Source organism: Flavobacterium sp. KACC 22758 (assembly GCF_028736135.1).
In the GTDB taxonomy this organism is placed as follows: Bacteria; Bacteroidota; Bacteroidia; order Flavobacteriales; family Flavobacteriaceae; genus Flavobacterium; species Flavobacterium johnsoniae.
Genome location: NZ_CP117878.1, coordinates 2,051,323 through 2,069,121, shown reverse-complemented (window position 1 = coordinate 2,069,121; position 17,799 = coordinate 2,051,323). Strand labels below are relative to the sequence as shown.

At 33.8% G+C, this 17,799-nt stretch carries 16 protein-coding genes; 3 read left to right on the top strand and 13 right to left on the bottom strand.

Translation table 11 applies throughout. The annotated features are described in order from the left end of the window. The first annotated feature begins 40 nt into the window (after positions 1–40). Positions 41–385, top strand: coding sequence for a 5-carboxymethyl-2-hydroxymuconate Delta-isomerase (locus tag PQ462_RS08960; RefSeq protein ID WP_073409263.1), 345 nt, complete (start codon positions 41–43; stop codon positions 383–385). A gap of 122 nt (positions 386–507) precedes the next feature. On the opposite strand, the gene PQ462_RS08955 is transcribed toward PQ462_RS08960, so the two are convergent. Together PQ462_RS08955 and PQ462_RS08950 are read right to left on the bottom strand one after the other, a co-directional pair. Next, complete coding sequence (locus tag PQ462_RS08955) at positions 508–2,766, bottom strand: acyl-CoA dehydrogenase family protein (protein ID WP_274253179.1); 2,259 nt, start codon at positions 2,764–2,766, stop codon at positions 508–510. Between the two features lie 236 nt (positions 2,767–3,002). Then, on the bottom strand, positions 3,003–3,920 hold the full coding sequence (locus PQ462_RS08950; protein WP_274253178.1) for an EamA family transporter: 918 nt from the start codon (positions 3,918–3,920) through the stop codon (positions 3,003–3,005). A 94-nt stretch (positions 3,921–4,014) separates the two neighbouring features. Between PQ462_RS08950 and PQ462_RS08945 the strand changes: the two genes are divergently transcribed. Continuing rightward, positions 4,015–5,436, top strand: coding sequence for an aminotransferase-like domain-containing protein (locus tag PQ462_RS08945; protein ID WP_274253177.1), 1,422 nt, complete (start codon positions 4,015–4,017; stop codon positions 5,434–5,436). Between the two features lie 83 nt (positions 5,437–5,519). On the opposite strand, the gene PQ462_RS08940 is transcribed toward PQ462_RS08945, so the two are convergent. The 7 genes from PQ462_RS08940 to aspA form a co-directional block, all read right to left on the bottom strand. Further along, the gene (locus tag PQ462_RS08940) at positions 5,520–6,467 is read right to left on the bottom strand and encodes a bestrophin family protein (protein ID WP_337992972.1); all 948 of its coding nucleotides are present in this window, start codon (positions 6,465–6,467) and stop codon (positions 5,520–5,522) included. A 156-nt stretch (positions 6,468–6,623) separates the two neighbouring features. Beyond that, the gene (locus tag PQ462_RS08935) at positions 6,624–7,346 is read right to left on the bottom strand and encodes a hypothetical protein (protein ID WP_274253175.1); all 723 of its coding nucleotides are present in this window, start codon (positions 7,344–7,346) and stop codon (positions 6,624–6,626) included. A gap of 77 nt (positions 7,347–7,423) precedes the next feature. After that, entirely contained in the window at positions 7,424–8,827 is a 1,404-nt protein-coding gene (locus tag PQ462_RS08930; protein WP_274253174.1) for a sensor histidine kinase, read from the bottom strand. Between the two features lies 1 nt (position 8,828). Next, complete coding sequence (locus tag PQ462_RS08925) at positions 8,829–9,503, bottom strand: response regulator transcription factor (protein WP_012025383.1); 675 nt, start codon at positions 9,501–9,503, stop codon at positions 8,829–8,831. Positions 9,504–9,670: 167 nt separating this feature from the next. Next, entirely contained in the window at positions 9,671–10,291 is a 621-nt protein-coding gene (locus PQ462_RS08920; RefSeq protein WP_012025384.1) for an outer membrane beta-barrel protein, read from the bottom strand. Positions 10,292–10,403: 112 nt separating this feature from the next. Beyond that, positions 10,404–11,678, bottom strand: a complete 1,275-nt coding sequence (locus PQ462_RS08915; RefSeq protein WP_274253173.1) for a BamA/TamA family outer membrane protein — start codon at positions 11,676–11,678, stop codon at positions 10,404–10,406. 150 nt (positions 11,679–11,828) lie between these two features. Then, entirely contained in the window at positions 11,829–13,238 is a 1,410-nt protein-coding gene (aspA, locus tag PQ462_RS08910; protein WP_274253172.1) for an aspartate ammonia-lyase, read from the bottom strand. A gap of 157 nt (positions 13,239–13,395) precedes the next feature. On the opposite strand from aspA, the gene PQ462_RS08905 reads away from it, so the two are divergent. After that, a complete protein-coding gene (locus tag PQ462_RS08905) occupies positions 13,396–13,974 on the top strand; it encodes a pentapeptide repeat-containing protein (RefSeq protein WP_274253171.1) in 579 nt (192 codons plus the stop codon). 12 nt (positions 13,975–13,986) lie between these two features. Here the strand turns inward: PQ462_RS08905 and PQ462_RS08900 are convergent, their stop codons facing one another. The 4 genes from PQ462_RS08900 to PQ462_RS08885 all read right to left on the bottom strand — a co-directional run bounded on the left by PQ462_RS08900 (position 13,987) and on the right by PQ462_RS08885 (position 17,660). Continuing rightward, positions 13,987–15,402 carry an MFS transporter gene (locus PQ462_RS08900; RefSeq protein WP_274253170.1) on the bottom strand — a complete coding sequence of 472 codons (1,416 nt, stop codon included), beginning with the start codon at positions 15,400–15,402 and terminating at the stop codon, positions 13,987–13,989. Between the two features lie 40 nt (positions 15,403–15,442). Further along, positions 15,443–16,009 carry a TetR/AcrR family transcriptional regulator gene (locus PQ462_RS08895; RefSeq protein ID WP_274253169.1) on the bottom strand — a complete coding sequence of 189 codons (567 nt, stop codon included), beginning with the start codon at positions 16,007–16,009 and terminating at the stop codon, positions 15,443–15,445. A gap of 111 nt (positions 16,010–16,120) precedes the next feature. After that, entirely contained in the window at positions 16,121–16,618 is a 498-nt protein-coding gene (locus tag PQ462_RS08890) for a GNAT family N-acetyltransferase (RefSeq protein WP_274253168.1), read from the bottom strand. Position 16,619: 1 nt separating this feature from the next. Further along, a complete protein-coding gene (locus tag PQ462_RS08885; RefSeq protein WP_274253167.1) occupies positions 16,620–17,660 on the bottom strand; it encodes a GMP reductase in 1,041 nt (346 codons plus the stop codon). Between the last annotated feature and the right edge of the window lie 139 nt (positions 17,661–17,799).

Genomic DNA, 17,799 nt, shown 5'->3' with positions numbered 1-17,799 from the left:
AATTTTGTTACAATAAAAATTTAACCTAAAACTTAAAATTATGCCGCACTTTATAATAGATTGTTCAGAAAATGTAATTCGGTTAAAATCTGCAGATGATATAATGCAGGAAGTTTTTGACGCAGCTTTATCAACTGGATTATTTACGGCATCTGAAATTAAAGTACGCATCAATCCTTTTAGTTATTACAACAACGGAAATACTCTGGATGATTTTATACACGTTTTTAGTTACATAATGGAAGGCCGAAACGACGATCAAAAAGGGAATTTATCTAAAGTAATCGTAACAAAACTAAACTCTTTACTTCCACAGGTTCCTGTAATTTCTATCAACATTCAGGATTTTGAAAAATCAAATTATTTCAATAAAACAATGATTTAAAACTGATTATCTTTCAAATAAGATATAAGAAAACTTATTTCATATTACAAATGATATAAAAAAGACAATTCCACTTAATTATTCTATTCGAATATTCAAGTGGAATTTTTTGATTAAAAAATCTAAACTGCAATTGGTGCTGCTAAACAGCTTTCCGGAATATCAAAGGCATTTACCAACGCTACGGCGTCCGGACGAATATCCCAGCAAAGCTGATTTACAATTTTACGGACTGCCTTGGTTTTTACAGCTTCCATATAGCCGTCTTCTAAATACCAGGCTTTGTTTTTTTCTATCTGCGAAAGCGCATATAACTGATATAATTTTGTCAATATTTGCTTTGAGTTTTCGTCTTCGATGGTTTTAACAGCTTCCTGAAACTGTTCTAAAACAATACGTTCCAGATAAGCCTGAGCTACATCGATCATTTGATGCTGTACAACATTAAAAGCATCATAGGCTTCTAATCCGCCGTCGACTAATTTCTTGATACGTCTTGCTGCCGAAGCCAGAATTGTTTTTTCTCTATGTACAAAAGCCTGCAGATGAAACTCCGTATCAAGTAAATGTTCGTCGTCTGTTCTTCGGGTCGCGATTGGATTTTTTTCTGTAATTGCCGTTTTGGCATTTTCATATACATAATTGATGATTCCCAAAGAACCCATTTCGCCAAAAGACTTTCTGAATTCAGATAGACGGTTTTTAGCTACTAACTGCATTAAAACTGTATTATCACCTTCAAAAGTGGTGTAAATTTCAGTATCATTTTTAAGTGCATCAATTCTGTTTTCAGATAAATAACCTTTTCCGCCGCAGGCTTCACGGCATTCCTGCAAGATATCTCTTGTACTCCAGGTTGAATAGGATTTCATTCCTGCGGCAAGTGCTTCAATTTCCTGCATTTCTTCTTCTTTCTTATTCAAAAATCTTTTGGTAAGGTATTGAAGCGCAAAATGAACAGCATAGGTTTTTGCCAAATGCGGTAATAATCTGCGCTGGTGCATTCTGTAATTTAAAATTGGAACTTCAGATCCGCCTTCAGGACCAAATTGTCGGCGCTGGTCGCTGTAACGAATGGCAATAGTTAATCCGGATTTGGCTGCTGCCAAAGCTGAACGCGGAATCCCGATTCTTCCTCCCACCAAAGTTCCTAACATCGTAAAAAATCTTCGGTTATCACTCGGAATCGGACTTTCAAATTCTCCTTTATCGTTTACAGAAGCAAAACGATCCAGCATATTTTCTTTTGGAATCACGACATTATCAAAGCTGATTGTTCCGTTGTCTACTCCGTTTAATCCCATTTTATGACCGCAGTCACCAATTGTTACTCCTTTTACCGTATTGCCGTTTGTGTCACGCAATGGCACTACAAAAGCATTTACGCCATAATCATGATTGTCTATAACTAATTTAGCAAAAACCGTTGCCATCTGACCATGAACTGCAGCGTTACCGATGTATTCTTTTTGAGCATTTTTGTTTGGTGTATGTATGGTAAAAGTTTTGTCTGAATGATTATAAGTTGCAGTAGTTTCCAGACCTTTTACGTTCGATCCGTGATGTGTTTCGGTCATTGCAAAACAACCCGGAAGTTTTAGCGAACCTATATCTTTTAAATATTTAGCATAATGTTTTTCAGTTCCAAGAGACTGAACACTCATACCCCAAAGTCCAAACTGAACGCCAAATTTTATCACTAAACTTAAATCGTGATAACTCAGCGTTTCCATAATAGCAAAATAATCTTCTACATTGCCTCCGCCGCCATATTCTTTTGGATATGCCATATTTCCTAAGTTTTCATCGGCCAGAATTTTACACCAATTGTAAACCGTCTGGCGGAAAACGCTAATATCTGTAGATGTTTCGTATGCAAACTCTGGTCGGGAAATAACCGATTTTACCTTTTTTATAATTGGTGCTTCTTTCCCATCCAGAAATTCAGTTATTTTCTGAATATCAAAATTGCTTGTAGTATGTGAATTTGCGGTAAAAGAATCGGCTTTTGTTTTAAAGTTCTGAAGCGCTTCTTCGCCTAAAATTCCAAGATCATTTTCAAGTTTTATAAAATCTGATTCAATTGGCGTTAAATCTAAATCACTTCCCGAAAGCGCTTCTGCAATATCAAATATTGATTTAATTGAAGATTTATCCTGAATACTTTTTTCAATGTCTAATTTCCATTGTGTGAGTTCGTTTCGTGAAGGCGGATTTGAAATGTCTACTTTAGACAGTAAATATTCTTTTTCTTCTTCTGATAAAACATTTAAGGAGTTTATAAATTCTTTTAGTGTCGAAAATTCTTTTTGAGTCAAAAGATCATCAGACCACACTAAATAAAACAACGGAGTAAAGGCTTGAAGTTTAGCTGGTTTCATATAATAGAGATTCGGTTTTTAATTATTTTTTGCCACAGATTACACAGATTAAAGGGATTTTTTTGCCGGAGTTTTTAAAACAAAGAAAATAATCCGTTTAATCTGTACAATCTGCGGTGTGTATTTCATTTTACTGCATAAAAAAACAGGAATGAAAAATACTCATTCCTGTTTAATATTCCTGTTAAGATTCTCGTAATTTTATACCTTAAACCAATAAAAAATACAAGATTAACTTAGTGAGAATCTTTAGACGACAGGATATATTTCTGTTTTATAGCAAAAATATGATGTGAATTAAAAACTAACACTGCAATAAAAATAATGCCGTAAGCACTGATTTGCAAAGCACTGATTTTTTCGTGATAGACAAAATTTGCTAATAAAAAAGCAATCATCGGATTTACATTTAACAACATTCCAACGGTTGATGAGTTGATTCCTGAAAGGGCGTACAAGTTTAGGAACAATGGAATAATTGTAAATGCAATGGCGATGGTTTCTATACAGAAATAAAATTTAAATTCAGTTGGAATAGGCCCGCTGTATTCCGGATAAAAAGGGAATAATAAAATAGCTGCCAAAGTAATATGAAATGTCAGTACAATGAACCTGTCAAAACCTTTGTTAACACGCTGACTTACCAGATAACATGCATAAGTAAAACCGATAATAATACTGAAAAACATATCCATAATATCGGCATAGGACAATAACAAACATCCTAAAATGCTTAAACCAACTGCCAGCCATTGTGTTTTTGCCAGTTTTTCTTTTAGGATAAAAAATGCCAGTAATGTGGTTAAAATTGGGCACACTAAATAAGCCAGAGAAGTTGCTTTTACACTTACATGATTCATTACATAAATAAACGTGAACCAGTTCGCCATTAAAAAGAAACTCCCGCCAATGTTTAATAAAACTGCTTTTTTCTTTTCAGAATCAGGTAAGGATTTGAAAATTGCAATGGTTTCCTGAAATGCTTTTCTTTTAAATAAAAAGGTAATTAAAAGCATTAAAATACTACAGCTGAAAACGCGATAAAACAAAATATCGAGCGCAGGATATTCGTGTATTGGTCTTAAAACCAAACTAAAAAATCCCCAAGTGGTATAGGCAGTAATTGCAGCGATGTAATATTTAGTGGTTTTCACGACAGTTTTTGTTTTTTGAAGAGACAAATTTCTAAAAAATAAAATAGCAATACAGATACAGTTTTTGTAAATTGCACCATAACAGTTTAATTTTATGGGAAACTCAAATTACTTATATCTACAGTTTGCAGACGTGATTGAAAAACAAATCAAATCAGGTCTTTTAAATGTTGGCGATAAACTGCCGTCGATAAGAGAAGTCTGTGCAGAAACGGGTTACAGCATGAGTACGGTAAGCAAAGCGTATTATGAAGTTGAAAGCCGTTCGCTGATTGAATCGCGCCCGCAGTCTGGTTATTATGTGAGTAATATTTCGGCGAGAACTATTCCTGAACCTTCTGCCAGCACACCAATTTTAAGTGTCGAAAATATTGAACGCGAAGATTTAGTGGATTTGGTTTACGGCGATATGCGCAAAAAAGACTTAACGATGCTTTCGCTTGGCTTTCCTTCAAATGAACTGTTACCAATTGCAAAACTGAATAAAGGGATGGTTCAGGCAATGCGCCAATTACCAAACAGCGGTACAAGTTATGAGGAAATTCAGGGAAACAGTAATTTAAGAAAAGAGATTGCGCGCTGGTCTTTTACATGGGGCGGTTCTTTGACTGAAGAAGATATTATTACAACTCCGGGCTGTATTTCGGCTATTTCAGATTGTTTACTGGCTTTGACAAAACCGGGAGACACAATTATTACCGAAAGTCCGGTATATTTTGGTATTCTGCAATTAGCCAGATCTTTGGGTTTGTATGTAATGGAACTTCCTACTAATATGACAACGGGAATTGAACTTGAAGCTGTTAAAAAAACACTTTCGGCAAACAAAGTTAAAGCTTGTGTTTTGATGAGCAATTTCAGCAATCCGTCTGGAAGTATGATGCAGAATGAACACAAAAAAGAAATTGTCCGCTTGATGGATTTCTATAATGTTCCGTTAATTGAAGATGATATTCACGGCGATTTATATTTTGGCTCAAGCCGACCGACCAATTGCAAAACCTATGACGAAAGCGGTATTGTACTTTGCTGCAGTTCGGTTTCTAAAACTCTGGCACCGGGTTATCGCGTTGGATGGGTTTCTCCGGGAAAATTTAAAAAAGAAATCCTGAGAGCAAAATTATATCATACGATCTCCTCTCCTACTATTACGCATGAAGTGGTAGGCGATTTTTTAAAAAACGGACGTTATGAAAATCATCTCCGCAAAATTCGCCAAATCCTGAACCGAAACTGCAATAATTACATCAATACAGTTTTAGAATCATTTCCGGCTGGTACAAAAGTAAGCCAGCCCCAAGGCGGATTTTTCCTTTGGGTTGAATTGGATAAAAAAATCGACACTTCTGCTTTTTATCATTTGGCATTAAAACATAATATAAGCATTGCGCCGGGAAGAATTTTTTCTTTCCAGGATCAATTTTCAAATTGTATGCGTTTGAGTTTTGGACTTCCATGGACGAATGAACTGCGTGAATCTATTCGAACTTTAGGAAGACTGGCAAAAAGTATTTAGAAAATACGTTTTATAAAAAAACCGGACAGTGCAACTACTCACCATCCGGCCAACAATTAATTAAAGAGACCAAAATTAAAAAGTTATAAAACGAAATAAGCGTCTTTTTCGACTTTCTTAGGTTCGTCTTTTAGATCAAATTCTTTCAGGATATCAAATTCACTTTGATATTCATTCAGCATTTGCTTGATATTTTTTTCAATTGTATTGGCAATTGCTGTTACAGGCGTATCTGTTGGTCTGTTCTCAAATGGATCCTGTAAATGTATTGCCATTCTTTCGATTAAAAAGAAAGCCCCACCAATTGCTGTAATCAACGGAATTGCAAACCAGCTTAATACACTAGTCAGTCCAAACGGCAGTAATAAAATAAACAAACACAAAGTCAGCCTAATGTACATACTGTATGTGGTTGGAAAAATAGTGTTTTTAATTCTCTCGCATTTTCCCATTTCGTCACATAATCTCGATAATGTATTATCGATTTCAACCTGTTGGTACATATTGATTTTCTTCTCGATTTTAGCATTTCTAAGATCGCGCGCATGAAGCATTAAAATAGCATTTGGAACGTTTTGATGGTTCTTGATGTATTTTATTTCTTCATCGCTCATTAAACCTTTTAACGGTTTTATAGCGTCTCGGTTTCGAAGCGATTCTCCTAAACTATAACACCAGGCGATTTGTCTTTTGGCAAAGTTTTCTTTGAATTCGCTTGCTTCAACAGAAAAATCAGGGTCTTTATAAAACGTCAGCACCTGACGGATTAAGGTTCTCGAATCGTTTACAACGGCTCCCCACACAATTCGGGCTTCCCACCAGCGGTCATAAGCCTGATTGGATTTAAAAGCTAATAATAGAGATATAATGGTTCCAATCATGGTTGGAATCGCAATTGGAATATCTACGGGAAGTGTAACAAAATAATGGTGAAATATTTCAAATAGTACGGTATAAGCCAGTACCAGAGCAATTTCTACTTTAATTTTCCCGAGAACGTACTTCATTGGTATTCTTTTTCTTAATAACATATTTTCGGTTTTAAATTAAATTAATATTACGGTAATTAGTTCTTAGTAATTAGTTCTTAGTAATTAGTCTTTAGTGATTCGTTTTAGATTTAAAAAAATAATATTAACTCATCACTATTTACCAGGGACTGAGCACTAATTACTAAGCACCAGAAACTAAGCCAGCTCCTCATATAATGAAAGCACCGGAAGTCCCAGTTTTTCATTAATATCTTGTTTTTTTACTTTTTTAAATTTGATTTTTTCTCCTTTACGGGTTTCTACCAGTAAATCTATTTCGTATTTCGAAATGGCTTCGGTTAAATAAGGCGCAACTTCTTCGTAATTTTCATCTATTTTGGAAGTCTGGCTTACAATTTCATACGAGAAATTCTGATTTAAATACTGTTGCACATCTTTTACATGAATATTAGCACTGCTGTTTTCGATATAAAGTGCTTTTGTGAAATCTTGTTTGAACTGTTCGTTTCCTAAATGCAGAATCGGGCATTTTTGATTTGCGGCTAATTGCACTAAATATTGGTGAATGCGCTTTGTTTCCTGTTTATAAGAATGGGTCAGAATAACCAATTTTACAGCAAAATGCTCGATGATTCCTCTAAAAATGGGAGACGAAAGTCCGTATTGATTATGGATTTTAATTTTGCAGTTTTTAGTATGATCAATCATATATCTGCAGGTTTCGAGAACTTCTTCCTGACTTTTGGTAAGTCCGGTTCTCATTTCTCTTAAAAAATTAGAGGATGAAAAGGCATCCGGAGTTTCAGAAACCATCATTAGAACAATTTCACAGCCTGATTCTTTTGCCTGACTAATTGCTGATTTTACAGCAGAAATTGTATCATCTTTTAAAGTAGTAGGTATTAGGAAATTTTTCATATGTATAATCTTTTAGTTTATACATACAAAATAACTGCCTGAAAATTAGAAGGGTCTTAATCTTAAATTAGATTTTTCTAAGATTCAACATTAGAATTTTTAATGTTGTTCTTTTTCGGATTTGTTTTTTTAAAGATGATGGTCACAATCGTACCTTTATTTTGTTCTGATTGTACTTGTATTTCTCCGTCGTGCATGCGAATGATTTTTGAAGCCAATGGAAGACCTAAACCGTAACCTATATATTTGGCCGCAATTTTACCTCTAAAGAAAGGTTCATACAAATGCGGAATATCTTCCGGCGGAATTCCGATCCCGATATCATTAATCGAAATTTTAATGGCATCCAGATTTGCCGAAAGCGTTACGAATACTTCATTATTGTCTGAATATTTAACGCCGTTGGTTATAATGTTATTAATCGCCAGTTCTAAAAGCGGTTTATTGCAGGGAATTAAAAGTAAATTAGAATCTTTTGGCGCAAAATTCATTTTAATACTCACACGGTTGTCTGGGAAAATTTTATCTAAATCAGATTTTACCTCCAACAGTAATTCATCGATTCTGGCTATATCCAAAACCTGTTTATTTCCATCGTAACCCGTTTGAGTCAGTTTTAATAAACTTTCGGTGAGGTTTCCTAATCTTGAAGCCTGTCCGTATATGTTTTGTAATGATTCTATATATTCTGCTACTTCACGTTCTTTTAGCAGCATAATTTCCGCCTCGGCAATAATCGTAGTAATTGGCGTTTTTAATTCGTGTGAAGCATTATTGATAAAATTGGCCTGAATTTCAAATGATGTTTCAAGCCTGTCAAGCATATCATTGAAGGTTTCTGTAAGATCTGAAATTTCATCAGAGTTTTTAACGGCCGGCAATCGGTTATGAAGATTTGAAGCACTGATTCTGTTAACTTCTTTTGTTATTCTTGCTACAGGATTTATAACTCTTTTAGCCAGAAAACGACCTAAAAAGAAAGCCAGAAGTATAAAACCAATACCCCCAAAAAGCAATATTTTGACAATATAAACGGTTGTAGTTTTTCCTCTGCGGTCGCGCGCGCCAACAATTACAATATATTTTTGGTCTCTTTCTGTAAAAACCTGCCCAAGATAATATTTGCTGTTGACTTCAAAATAATCTTCTCCGGTTGCAAGGATATTAGAATAAAACTTATTTGGAAGATTTAATTTAGTATTATAATCGAAGCTATTGGCACTGTTTATTTTAAGAACATATTCTTCTTCTTCAATAAGTTCCTCAAGCCCGTTTTTCTTTAAATTGCTGTAATATTTGATTTTTTCGGGATCATGCTGAAAATGGATAGAAGCTACAATTTTTGCGCGGTCTTCCAGTCTTTTCAAGAAATGATAACGGTTATTTTCTCTAAATAAAACGAATACTATAATACTCAATAGCAAGGTACTAAAGGTAGAAAGTGCTACATAAGTAAAAGTAATTTTTTTTCTAATATCCATTTTATGGCTTTATAACGTAACCTAAACCTTTCATGGTATGAATTAGTTTAGTTTTAAAAGGCTTGTCTACTTTTTTTCTTAAATAGGTAATATAAACATCAACAACATTGGTATTCATGTCAAAATTAATGTCCCAGACATTATCTAAAATCTGATCGCGAGAAACAATTCTTCCGGCATTTTTACCCAAATAATACAGGAGTTTAAACTCTTTTGCTGTTAAAATAATAGATTCTCCATCTCTTTTAACTGTTTTGGCACGTCCGTTTATTTCTAAATCGCCAATAGTAATTACGTCGATTTTATCGGTTTCCTGATGCGCTCTTCTGTGCAGGGCGTTTACGCGGGCATCAAGTTCCCCAAATTTAAAAGGTTTTACCAAATAATCATCGGCACCGGAATTAAGTCCTGTTACAATATTTTCTGAAGTTCCTAAAGCCGTTAAAAGTAAAATAGGCACAAAGTTTTTACTGGCGCGAAGTCTTCTGCAAATCTCTATTCCGTTAATATCCGGTAACATAACATCTAAAACGACAACATCAAAGTTATAATTGTCAATCATCTCAAGGGCAGTTTTACCATCAAGAGCCACACTTACTTCGTTGTTATTTTCGGCAAAACCTTTACGTAAAATCGATAAAAGATTTGGTTCGTCTTCGACTATTAGTAACTTCATATTAACTTGTATATACAACAAAAATAAGGATTGAGTTCAAAAATATTATTCATAATAGTTATAAATTATGATTTAATTATGAACAATGACTTTTACAAGCATAAAAAAAGCACTCACTTTTATGAATGCTTTTTTATATTTTGAAAAAGAAATTTAGGAAATTCGACTTAATTTTTAAAATTAAAACTCACAACGGCTCCTAATCCAAACTGAAAAGTCGAAATATAATCATCGACCGCAACTGGTCCATACCAATAGGTCCAATAATAGCTTTCTCCAACCGCTGCCGACATAGACTGCAAATAGGCATTAAGATTTACAGAAACTGATGAAGCTGTTTTAATTTTTACTCCACCCTTTACATCCCAGGCAAAATAAGTACCGCTTCCGCCCTGAGGTGTTTCAACAATACCTACACCGGCACCAGCACCCAGATAAGGCAGTAAATTTGATCCTGTATCAAAATAATGGGTAAAATCTGCTAAAATAAAATTGAACGCACCTTTATCGTTTCCTGCATTAATCTGGTTTCCTGCCGGACCATAAAAAGGTATTTTTACATCTGACCTTAAATACTTTAACTCAACTGAATTGTTTGTTGTAAAGAAATACTCAAATCCTGCTCCATACTGAAAACCGTCTTCAATTGTTGCTGAGTAACCGTCATAATCCAACTTATCTGAAAAGTTATAACCACCATACAAATTAAGAGAAAATGACCTTGCATCCTGAGCCTGCATTCCTATCGCCGACAGAAACACAGCTAATAATAAACTGTATTTTTTCATAAATTTTGTGTTTGAAAGTTAAATGATTATCAAATTTAAGGTTTTTCTTCTAAATTTTTAACATTTCACAAACATAATTTTCACAAAATCAAACAGTTAACAAAAAATCTAATTAAAAAACTTCTCCTGCATTGAGATAAAATCCTTTAGAATTATTTCCCCAGGCATAATCAGCTACAAGATTTGTTCGTGTTTTTTTATCTATTAACAATCTCAGTCCAACACCTGCTGCGGGCTGAATGGAATGAAAAAGTCCGATATTATTATCTGCATTGCTGGCTGTTACAAAATTGGTAAAAACTGTACCGCTCAGCATTTGATTGCACATAAGAGGAAATCTAAATTCTGTTGAAAGATAAATGAGACCATTTCCTCTAAATAATCCCTGCGTGTAACCTTCACCGCTCCTGCTCCGCTGATCCCAGCCAATGGCAGGAAGATTTAAATACGGAACTTCACCTCTGGTTACAAACTGGCCATAAGCCCAAATACCGAGAATATATCGATCGTTTTTTCGCGAAAGCGGAATAAAATTTCGATATTCTGCATATAAAATATTGCTGTATTTTTGATTATCAAACAATACAGGATTAAATCTATAATTAATATTGGCAAACCAGCCTCGGGAAGAATTTACCTGATTGTCCCTGGAATCGTAAACGAGATTAAAACTTACACCTGTTAGAAAATATTCTAAATTATCAAAACCGTGTTTTTGGCTGTAATTGTAATGATAGGTTAAATTTCCGTTTTCAATATCTAATTCTTTATCTTTTATATCTGTATACCAATCGATATTGATACCGCCGCCAACATAAAAATTCTTCCTAACTTCAAAAGAAACGGTTTGGTGAAATTTGAAATAATTATAATCCATTGCCTGAGCCAGAGAATCAATACTAAAACCTGGATCACGATCCCGACGAGGCGGAATTATATCGGTTCCTAAACCATAATTGGGCTGTGAAAAAATATAAAGTCTATAATCTCCGCTTAAAAATATTCGGTTGTTTTTAAGCAGGATATTATTTTTTACATTAATCATCCACTGCTTTTTTAAGGTATAAATAATTCCAAGATTAGCTACAGAATATTTATCTGATTCTTGTTTTCCTTTAAAAGTATATTGTGCTACGGCACCAAAAAAGAATCCGGTTGCGGGTTGTGAACCTATTGCAGGAATTACGAGAAAAAAGTTGTTTTTTGCTGGTTTGATTTCTAAAACTGAATCTTTATTTTTAAAGACTTCGAAGATCGTTTTGGGCGGACATATTTCTGTTTCTTCCGGGTTTGTTTTAATTTGTGCAGTTAAAAATAAAGGTATAATAGATAGCAAAACTGCTGTTTTAAATTTATGCTGAAAATTTATATTCGTTAAGAATTTCATTCTCCAAAAAATTTTAATTTCTATTAAGACAAATTCAAACCTCTTGTAAATATAATTCATTTTCAAGACTTTACATAATAACTTTTATCTCTAAAACAAAAAAAGCCGTCGATTTACCGACGGCTTGTTATTATATTTTTTATAACAATATTATTTTGTTATAAATTTTGGATGAATTAAATTTTCTAAAGAATAAATTTCATCCCATTTTTCCTGTGTAATAAGTTTTCTTTCTACAACAGCTATTTGATGAACACTTTTGTTTGTTTTTAAAGCTTCACCTGCAATACTGGCGCTTTCTTCATAACCAATGATTGGGTTTAACTGTGTTACAATTCCAATACTGTTCATAACCATATTGTAGCAGTGATCTACATTTGCGGTGATTCCGTTAATACATTTATCGATTAAAGTCTGAATAGCATTTGAAAGATAATCCAGCGAAGTAAACATTGCAAAAGCAATTACAGGTTCCATTACATTCAATTGCAATTGTCCTGCTTCTGCTGCCATTGTAACCGTTAAATCCTGACCTATTACATAAAAACAAGTCTGGTTTACTACTTCTGGAATTACCGGATTTACTTTTCCAGGCATAATAGACGATCCCGGCTGGCGTGCCGGAAGATTGATTTCGTTAAAACCTGTTCTTGGGCCTGAACTTAGTAATCGTAAATCGTTGCAGATTTTAGATATTTTAACCGCAGAACGTTTTAAAGTTCCCATAATCTGCACATAAGCGCCTGTATCAACTGTTGCTTCAATCAAATCTGGTGATAGTGTTAACGGAATTCCAACTTCTTTGGCTAAATAAGAAACACAAATTTCTGGATAACCTTCCGGAGCATTTACTTTTGTTCCAATGGCTGTTGCGCCCATATTGATTTCCAACAATAATTCCTGAGCATTTTTTAAACGCTGAATATCTTCGCCAATTGTTGTCGCATACGCTTTAAATTCTTGTCCTAAAGTCATTGGCACCGCGTCCTGAAGCTGCGTTCTTCCCATTTTCAGGACTTCTTTAAACTCCTCTCCTTTTTTAGCGAAAGCAGCTTCTAAACCAGCTAAAGTTTTAATGAAGCTTTCCATTTTAAGATATAAAGCAATTCTAAATGCCGATGGATAAGCATCGTTTGTAGACTGCGAACAGTTTACATGATTATTGGGATGCAGAAAATTATATTCGCCCTTTTTATGGCCTAAATATTCTAATCCTATATTGGCAATTACTTCATTTGCGTTCATGTTCACAGAAGTTCCTGCTCCACCCTGAATTAAATCACTGACAAATTCCTTATCAAATTTACCCGAAATTATCTGGTCACTTCCATAACAAATGGCTTCTGCAAGTTTCGAATCGATTGCGCCGCAGTCTTTATTTGCTAAAGCTGCCGCTTTTTTTACATATCCTAAAGCTTTGATAAACAAAGGCTCTTTTGAAATAGGAATTCCTGTAATATTAAAATTTTCTACCGCTCTAAAAGTTTGGATTCCGTAGTATAAATGATTTGGAATTTCTAATTCTCCTAAAAAATCATGTTCCTTTCTTGTTGGTTCCATATAATAAAATTGATCTGTTTTAACTAAAAAAAAAAGTGTAAAGCTACAGCATTTTGTGGATTAAAAATGTGAATGAAATCAAAATGATTTGCATTTTAAGAAGAATATTTTGTGGTAAATTATTACCTTTTCACCTTCAAATAATTATCGAAAAGAGTTGAAAAAAGAAAGCGAATATTTTATTGATAAAGAATACAATACGATTATTTACAACAAAGATGATCTTAATTTTAAAGATTTTGAATGCTGTGTTTTTAATAATTGTAATTTTTCTGCCTGCACTTTTTTAGCCGTTACTTTTATCGATTGTGTTTTTAATGACTGCATTTTTAATGAAGCAAAGATTAATTATGTTGCTTTTAGAACTGCGAGATTTAACCGATGTGAAATTAAAGAAGTGAATTTTGCAATGTGCGACAAATTGATATTTGAAATTGAATTTAATGATTGTATTTTAGACTTTTCGAAGTTTTATACTTTAAAATTAAAAGGAACTTGTTTTACGAACTGCAGTTTGATTGCCGTTGATTTTATGGCGGCAGATCTTACGAATGCCGTTTTCTATAATTGTGATTTGTACCGATCAGAATTTGACAAAGCCATCGCCAACAAAGCCGATTTTAAAACGAGTTATAATTATACTATTGATCCTTCTAAAACGAAATTAAAAAAGGCAGTTTTTTCTTTGAATGAGGTTAAAGGACTGCTATTTAAACACGATGTAATCGTCAGTTAATCATTACCGTAATTATTTTTCACTATTCTTTTCTTTTTTGGGAAGAACCGACTTTGGCAGCAAAAATAAAAGCAGCAGTACGCTTATTAGGCAAAACAAATGAATAAATGTGCCATAGAAAAAAGCATTATAAAAATGCTTGAAATCTGTATTTCCTTTTACTAAATAGTAGAATACGCTTCCTGTTAATGCAATGCCCAATGCCCCAAATAATTGCTGTGCCGTAGAATAAACACCTGATGCATTTCCAATCATATTTTGAGGCAGATTTTTCAAGGCAATATTAGCGAATGAAGGTAAAACCAGCGCTACCCCAATACCATGCAGAAACATTATTACATATCCTCTAAAATCAACTATTGGATAATAAAAAAGAACAAGCTGTAAAATGATTGCTGAAATAAGAAGCAATACACCAAAAATCAATACGCCTTTACCAAAACGCAGTACTAATCTCGCTGATAAAAATGACGCCAGAATAAATCCACTTCCCTGAAATACAATAAAATATCCTGCCTGCATGGGAGAAAGCCGAATCCCTTCTTGTAAAAAAACAGCAAGCACAAAAAAATAAGCATCAAGCATTAACATAAAAAGAGCTGATGCTGAAACCGCCATATTGAAATTCCTGTTCTTAAAAAGCTCAAAGTTTAATAAAGGTTCTTTTTTATTTAATTTTCTTTTTATCTGCCTGAATATAAAAACACAAATAAATACGATTGATACTGGCAGGGTAATTTTAACCAAACCGGTTTGTTCTAAACCAACAGCCATGGAAAAAACCAATAATGCGAGTCCAATACATAATATAAAAGCACTCCAATAATCCATTTGTAAAGAAGAATAATCTCTGGACGGATTAAGATAACGAATGGCCAGCAAAATACCTGAAGCACAAATAGGAACATTAATAAGGAATATATACCGCCAGGATTGATCAATTAAATATGGTTTGAGTTCTACCAGAAAACCACCCAGAAACTGTCCCAGCATAGTGCCAATACCAATTGTAATTCCATACCAGCCCATTGCGTAAGTTCGCTCTTTATGATCTGTAAAAAGAACTTGTATATAAGACAAAACCTGAGGAGACATCAATCCTGCGCTTATTCCCTGAAAAAACCTCAAAATAATAAGCTGGTGAGTCGAATCTGCAAAACCACAGCCCGCAGAGCTAATCATAAATAAGAGCATTCCTAAAACAAAAATTTTCTTTCTGCCGAAATAATCTCCAGTCTTGCCGCCAATTATAAGAAAAGAAGCAAATCCAACCATATACATGGCTACAACTAACTGAATTTTTCCATTACTTGAACCAAGCCCGCGCTGAATTGACGGAATAGCAACATTTACAATAAAGATATCCAAAATAGTAAGCAAATGTGCCAGCAGCAATATAAGGAGCGAAATGTATTTTTTATTTTTCATAATATATAGAACAGTCTATCTATTTTTGGTCAAAAAAAAATCAGAAAAACTGATTTATACTTTTTTTTACGGCTTTTAAGTCATTCGTATTTCCGTTTATACCTGCCGAAACTACAGCTCCTTCTATCATCAAAAAAATACTGTTTTGCAGTGCGTTTTTTTCTATCAAAAGTGTTTTTACTGTACTAATTTCATCAACTAACAAATTAATATACTCACGCTGGCGCTCTTTATGTGCCAGAACAAACTGTTCTATTTTTTTATCTTCTCTGCCTATTTCAGCATTTATTTTTATGAAATGGCATCCGGAAAAATTTGATTCCTCCTGAAGTTTAATACGATAATCTATTAATTTAAGAAGCTTTTTTAAGGGCTGTTTCTCGTCTTTTAAATAGTCATCTAGATTGGCAAAATATTCTGTTTCCTGCTGTTCAAGATAATGATACAACAAATCACTTTTTGACTCATAGTGTTTGTAAAGCGAACCAATCGCAATATCTGCCTCAGCAATAATCTGGTTAATTCCTGTACTATTAAATCCCTGATGATAAAACAGACGAGATGCTGTATCGAGTATTCGTTCTTTTACACTGCTTTTCTGTTTCATTGTTATTTTTTTGCCAAAGATAAAATAAAAATAGATAGAGTTATCTATTTTATTTCAAAATAAAAAAAATCACAAAAGTTGTGATTTTAAATTTCATTGATTTTGAATTATTTACAGAGCTTTCCCCATTACATAATCTTCCATCAAATATCCGTTTCCAATTTCTATATCAACGGTTTCCTTAATTTCGAAACCTAGTTTTTTATAGAAATTTAAAGCTGTATTGAAACGGTTTACGTTTAATAAAAGTCCTTTGGAATTATTTTCTAAAGCCATTTTTGCAATTTCTTCAAATACTATTTTTCCGTAACCTTTTCCTTGTGTTTCCGGCAGAAGATAGATTTTATGAATTTTGGTAATGGCTTCTTTTTTATAATTGTGTTCAATTCCGATAAAACCAATTATAGATTTTGAATCAGAAATCAAATAAAACAACTGTTCTTTATTTTGAATTTGTTTTGAAAGTGCTTCATCAGAATAAATCAGATCTAACATATAATCCAATTGTTCTGCAGTCAAAATTTCGCCATAGGTTATTGGCCAGGTTATATGTGCAATTTCTTGAATTTTAGCAATATCTTTTACAAATGCTTCGGTAATTTTAATCATATTATTTTTTAAAAACTTGATTTTCCTGTTCGCTTACGCGAATGAAAGTCGTTCGTTTAGTCAATTCTTTTAATCTTGAAGCTCCAACATAAGTGCAAGTGCTTCTTATTCCGCCCAATATATCTAAAACAGTGTGAATCACATCTCCTTTAAACGGAACCTGCACTGTTTTTCCTTCACTTGCTCTGTATTCTGCAACGCCGCCAGAATGTTTATCCATTGCAGTTTTTGAACTCATTCCGTAAAATTGTTTGAATTTTTCGCCTTTTACTTCTATTAGTTCTCCGCCGCTTTCTGTATGTCCTGCGAGCATTCCTCCCAACATTACAAAGTCGGCTCCTGCACCAAAAGCTTTAGCAACATCGCCCGGAGTTGTGCAGCCGCCATCGCTTATAATATGACCGCCTAAACCGTGCGCTGCATCGGCACATTCGATAATAGCCGATAACTGCGGATAACCAACACCTGTTTTAACACGAGTTGTACAAACAGAGCCTGGTCCAATTCCGACTTTTACAATATCAGCACCAGCTAATAAAAGTTCTTCAGTCATCTCACCTGTCACAACATTTCCTGCAATGATTATTTTATCAGGATATTGTTTTCGGGTTTTCTTTAAAAACTGTACAAAATGCTCTGAATAGCCGTTTGCAACATCAATACAGATAAATTTGAGCAACGGGTTTGCAGTAATTATTTTTTCAATCTTTTCAAAATCTTCTTTTCCAGTTCCTGTACTTACGGCAATATAATCGTAAAAATCCGGAGTTACATTCTTTAGAAACGCATTCCATTCTTCTAAAGTGTAATGTTTATGAATAGCGATAAACAATTTTTCTTTAGCCAAAACCTGAGCCATTTCAAAAGTTCCGACTGTATCCATATTCGCTGCCATAATTGGAATTCCTGTCCAACTTGCAGTACTGTGCAAAAACTTGAAATTTTGTTCTAAAGAAACTTCAGACCTGCTTTTGAGCGTTGATCTTTTTGGCCTAAACATTACATCTTTAAACCCCAGTTTTAAGTCCATTTCTATTCTCATATTTCAAGATTTTGGTTACTCTCAAATGTAAGGAATTTTAGATTGTAGACTTTAGATTTTAGATTAACAAAAACTTGAACTTTTGAACAATTTATTTACTTTTCGTGGGCTTCGACTTCGCTCAGCCTGACAAATGTGA

Bases quoted from the DNA above. Each gene is read 5' to 3' on its own strand.
- PQ462_RS08935 (WP_274253175.1), bottom strand. From the start codon at position 7,346: ATGAAAAATTTCCTAATACCTACTACTTTAAAAGATGATACAATTTCT.
- PQ462_RS08890 (WP_274253168.1), bottom strand. From the start codon at position 16,618: ATGATTAAAATTACCGAAGCATTTGTAAAAGATATTGCTAAAATTCAA.
- aspA (WP_274253172.1), bottom strand. From the start codon at position 13,238: ATGGAACCAACAAGAAAGGAACATGATTTTTTAGGAGAATTAGAAATT.
- PQ462_RS08940 (WP_337992972.1), bottom strand. From the start codon at position 6,467: ATGTTATTAAGAAAAAGAATACCAATGAAGTACGTTCTCGGGAAAATT.
- PQ462_RS08945 (WP_274253177.1), top strand. From the start codon at position 4,015: ATGGGAAACTCAAATTACTTATATCTACAGTTTGCAGACGTGATTGAA.
- PQ462_RS08885 (WP_274253167.1), bottom strand. From the start codon at position 17,660: ATGAGAATAGAAATGGACTTAAAACTGGGGTTTAAAGATGTAATGTTT.
- PQ462_RS08925 (WP_012025383.1), bottom strand. From the start codon at position 9,503: ATGAAGTTACTAATAGTCGAAGACGAACCAAATCTTTTATCGATTTTA.
- PQ462_RS08895 (WP_274253169.1), bottom strand. From the start codon at position 16,009: ATGAAACAGAAAAGCAGTGTAAAAGAACGAATACTCGATACAGCATCT.
- PQ462_RS08900 (WP_274253170.1), bottom strand. From the start codon at position 15,402: ATGAAAAATAAAAAATACATTTCGCTCCTTATATTGCTGCTGGCACAT.
- PQ462_RS08960 (WP_073409263.1), top strand. From the start codon at position 41: ATGCCGCACTTTATAATAGATTGTTCAGAAAATGTAATTCGGTTAAAA.
- PQ462_RS08915 (WP_274253173.1), bottom strand. From the start codon at position 11,678: ATGAAATTCTTAACGAATATAAATTTTCAGCATAAATTTAAAACAGCA.
- PQ462_RS08955 (WP_274253179.1), bottom strand. From the start codon at position 2,766: ATGAAACCAGCTAAACTTCAAGCCTTTACTCCGTTGTTTTATTTAGTG.
- PQ462_RS08930 (WP_274253174.1), bottom strand. From the start codon at position 8,827: ATGGATATTAGAAAAAAAATTACTTTTACTTATGTAGCACTTTCTACC.
- PQ462_RS08920 (WP_012025384.1), bottom strand. From the start codon at position 10,291: ATGAAAAAATACAGTTTATTATTAGCTGTGTTTCTGTCGGCGATAGGA.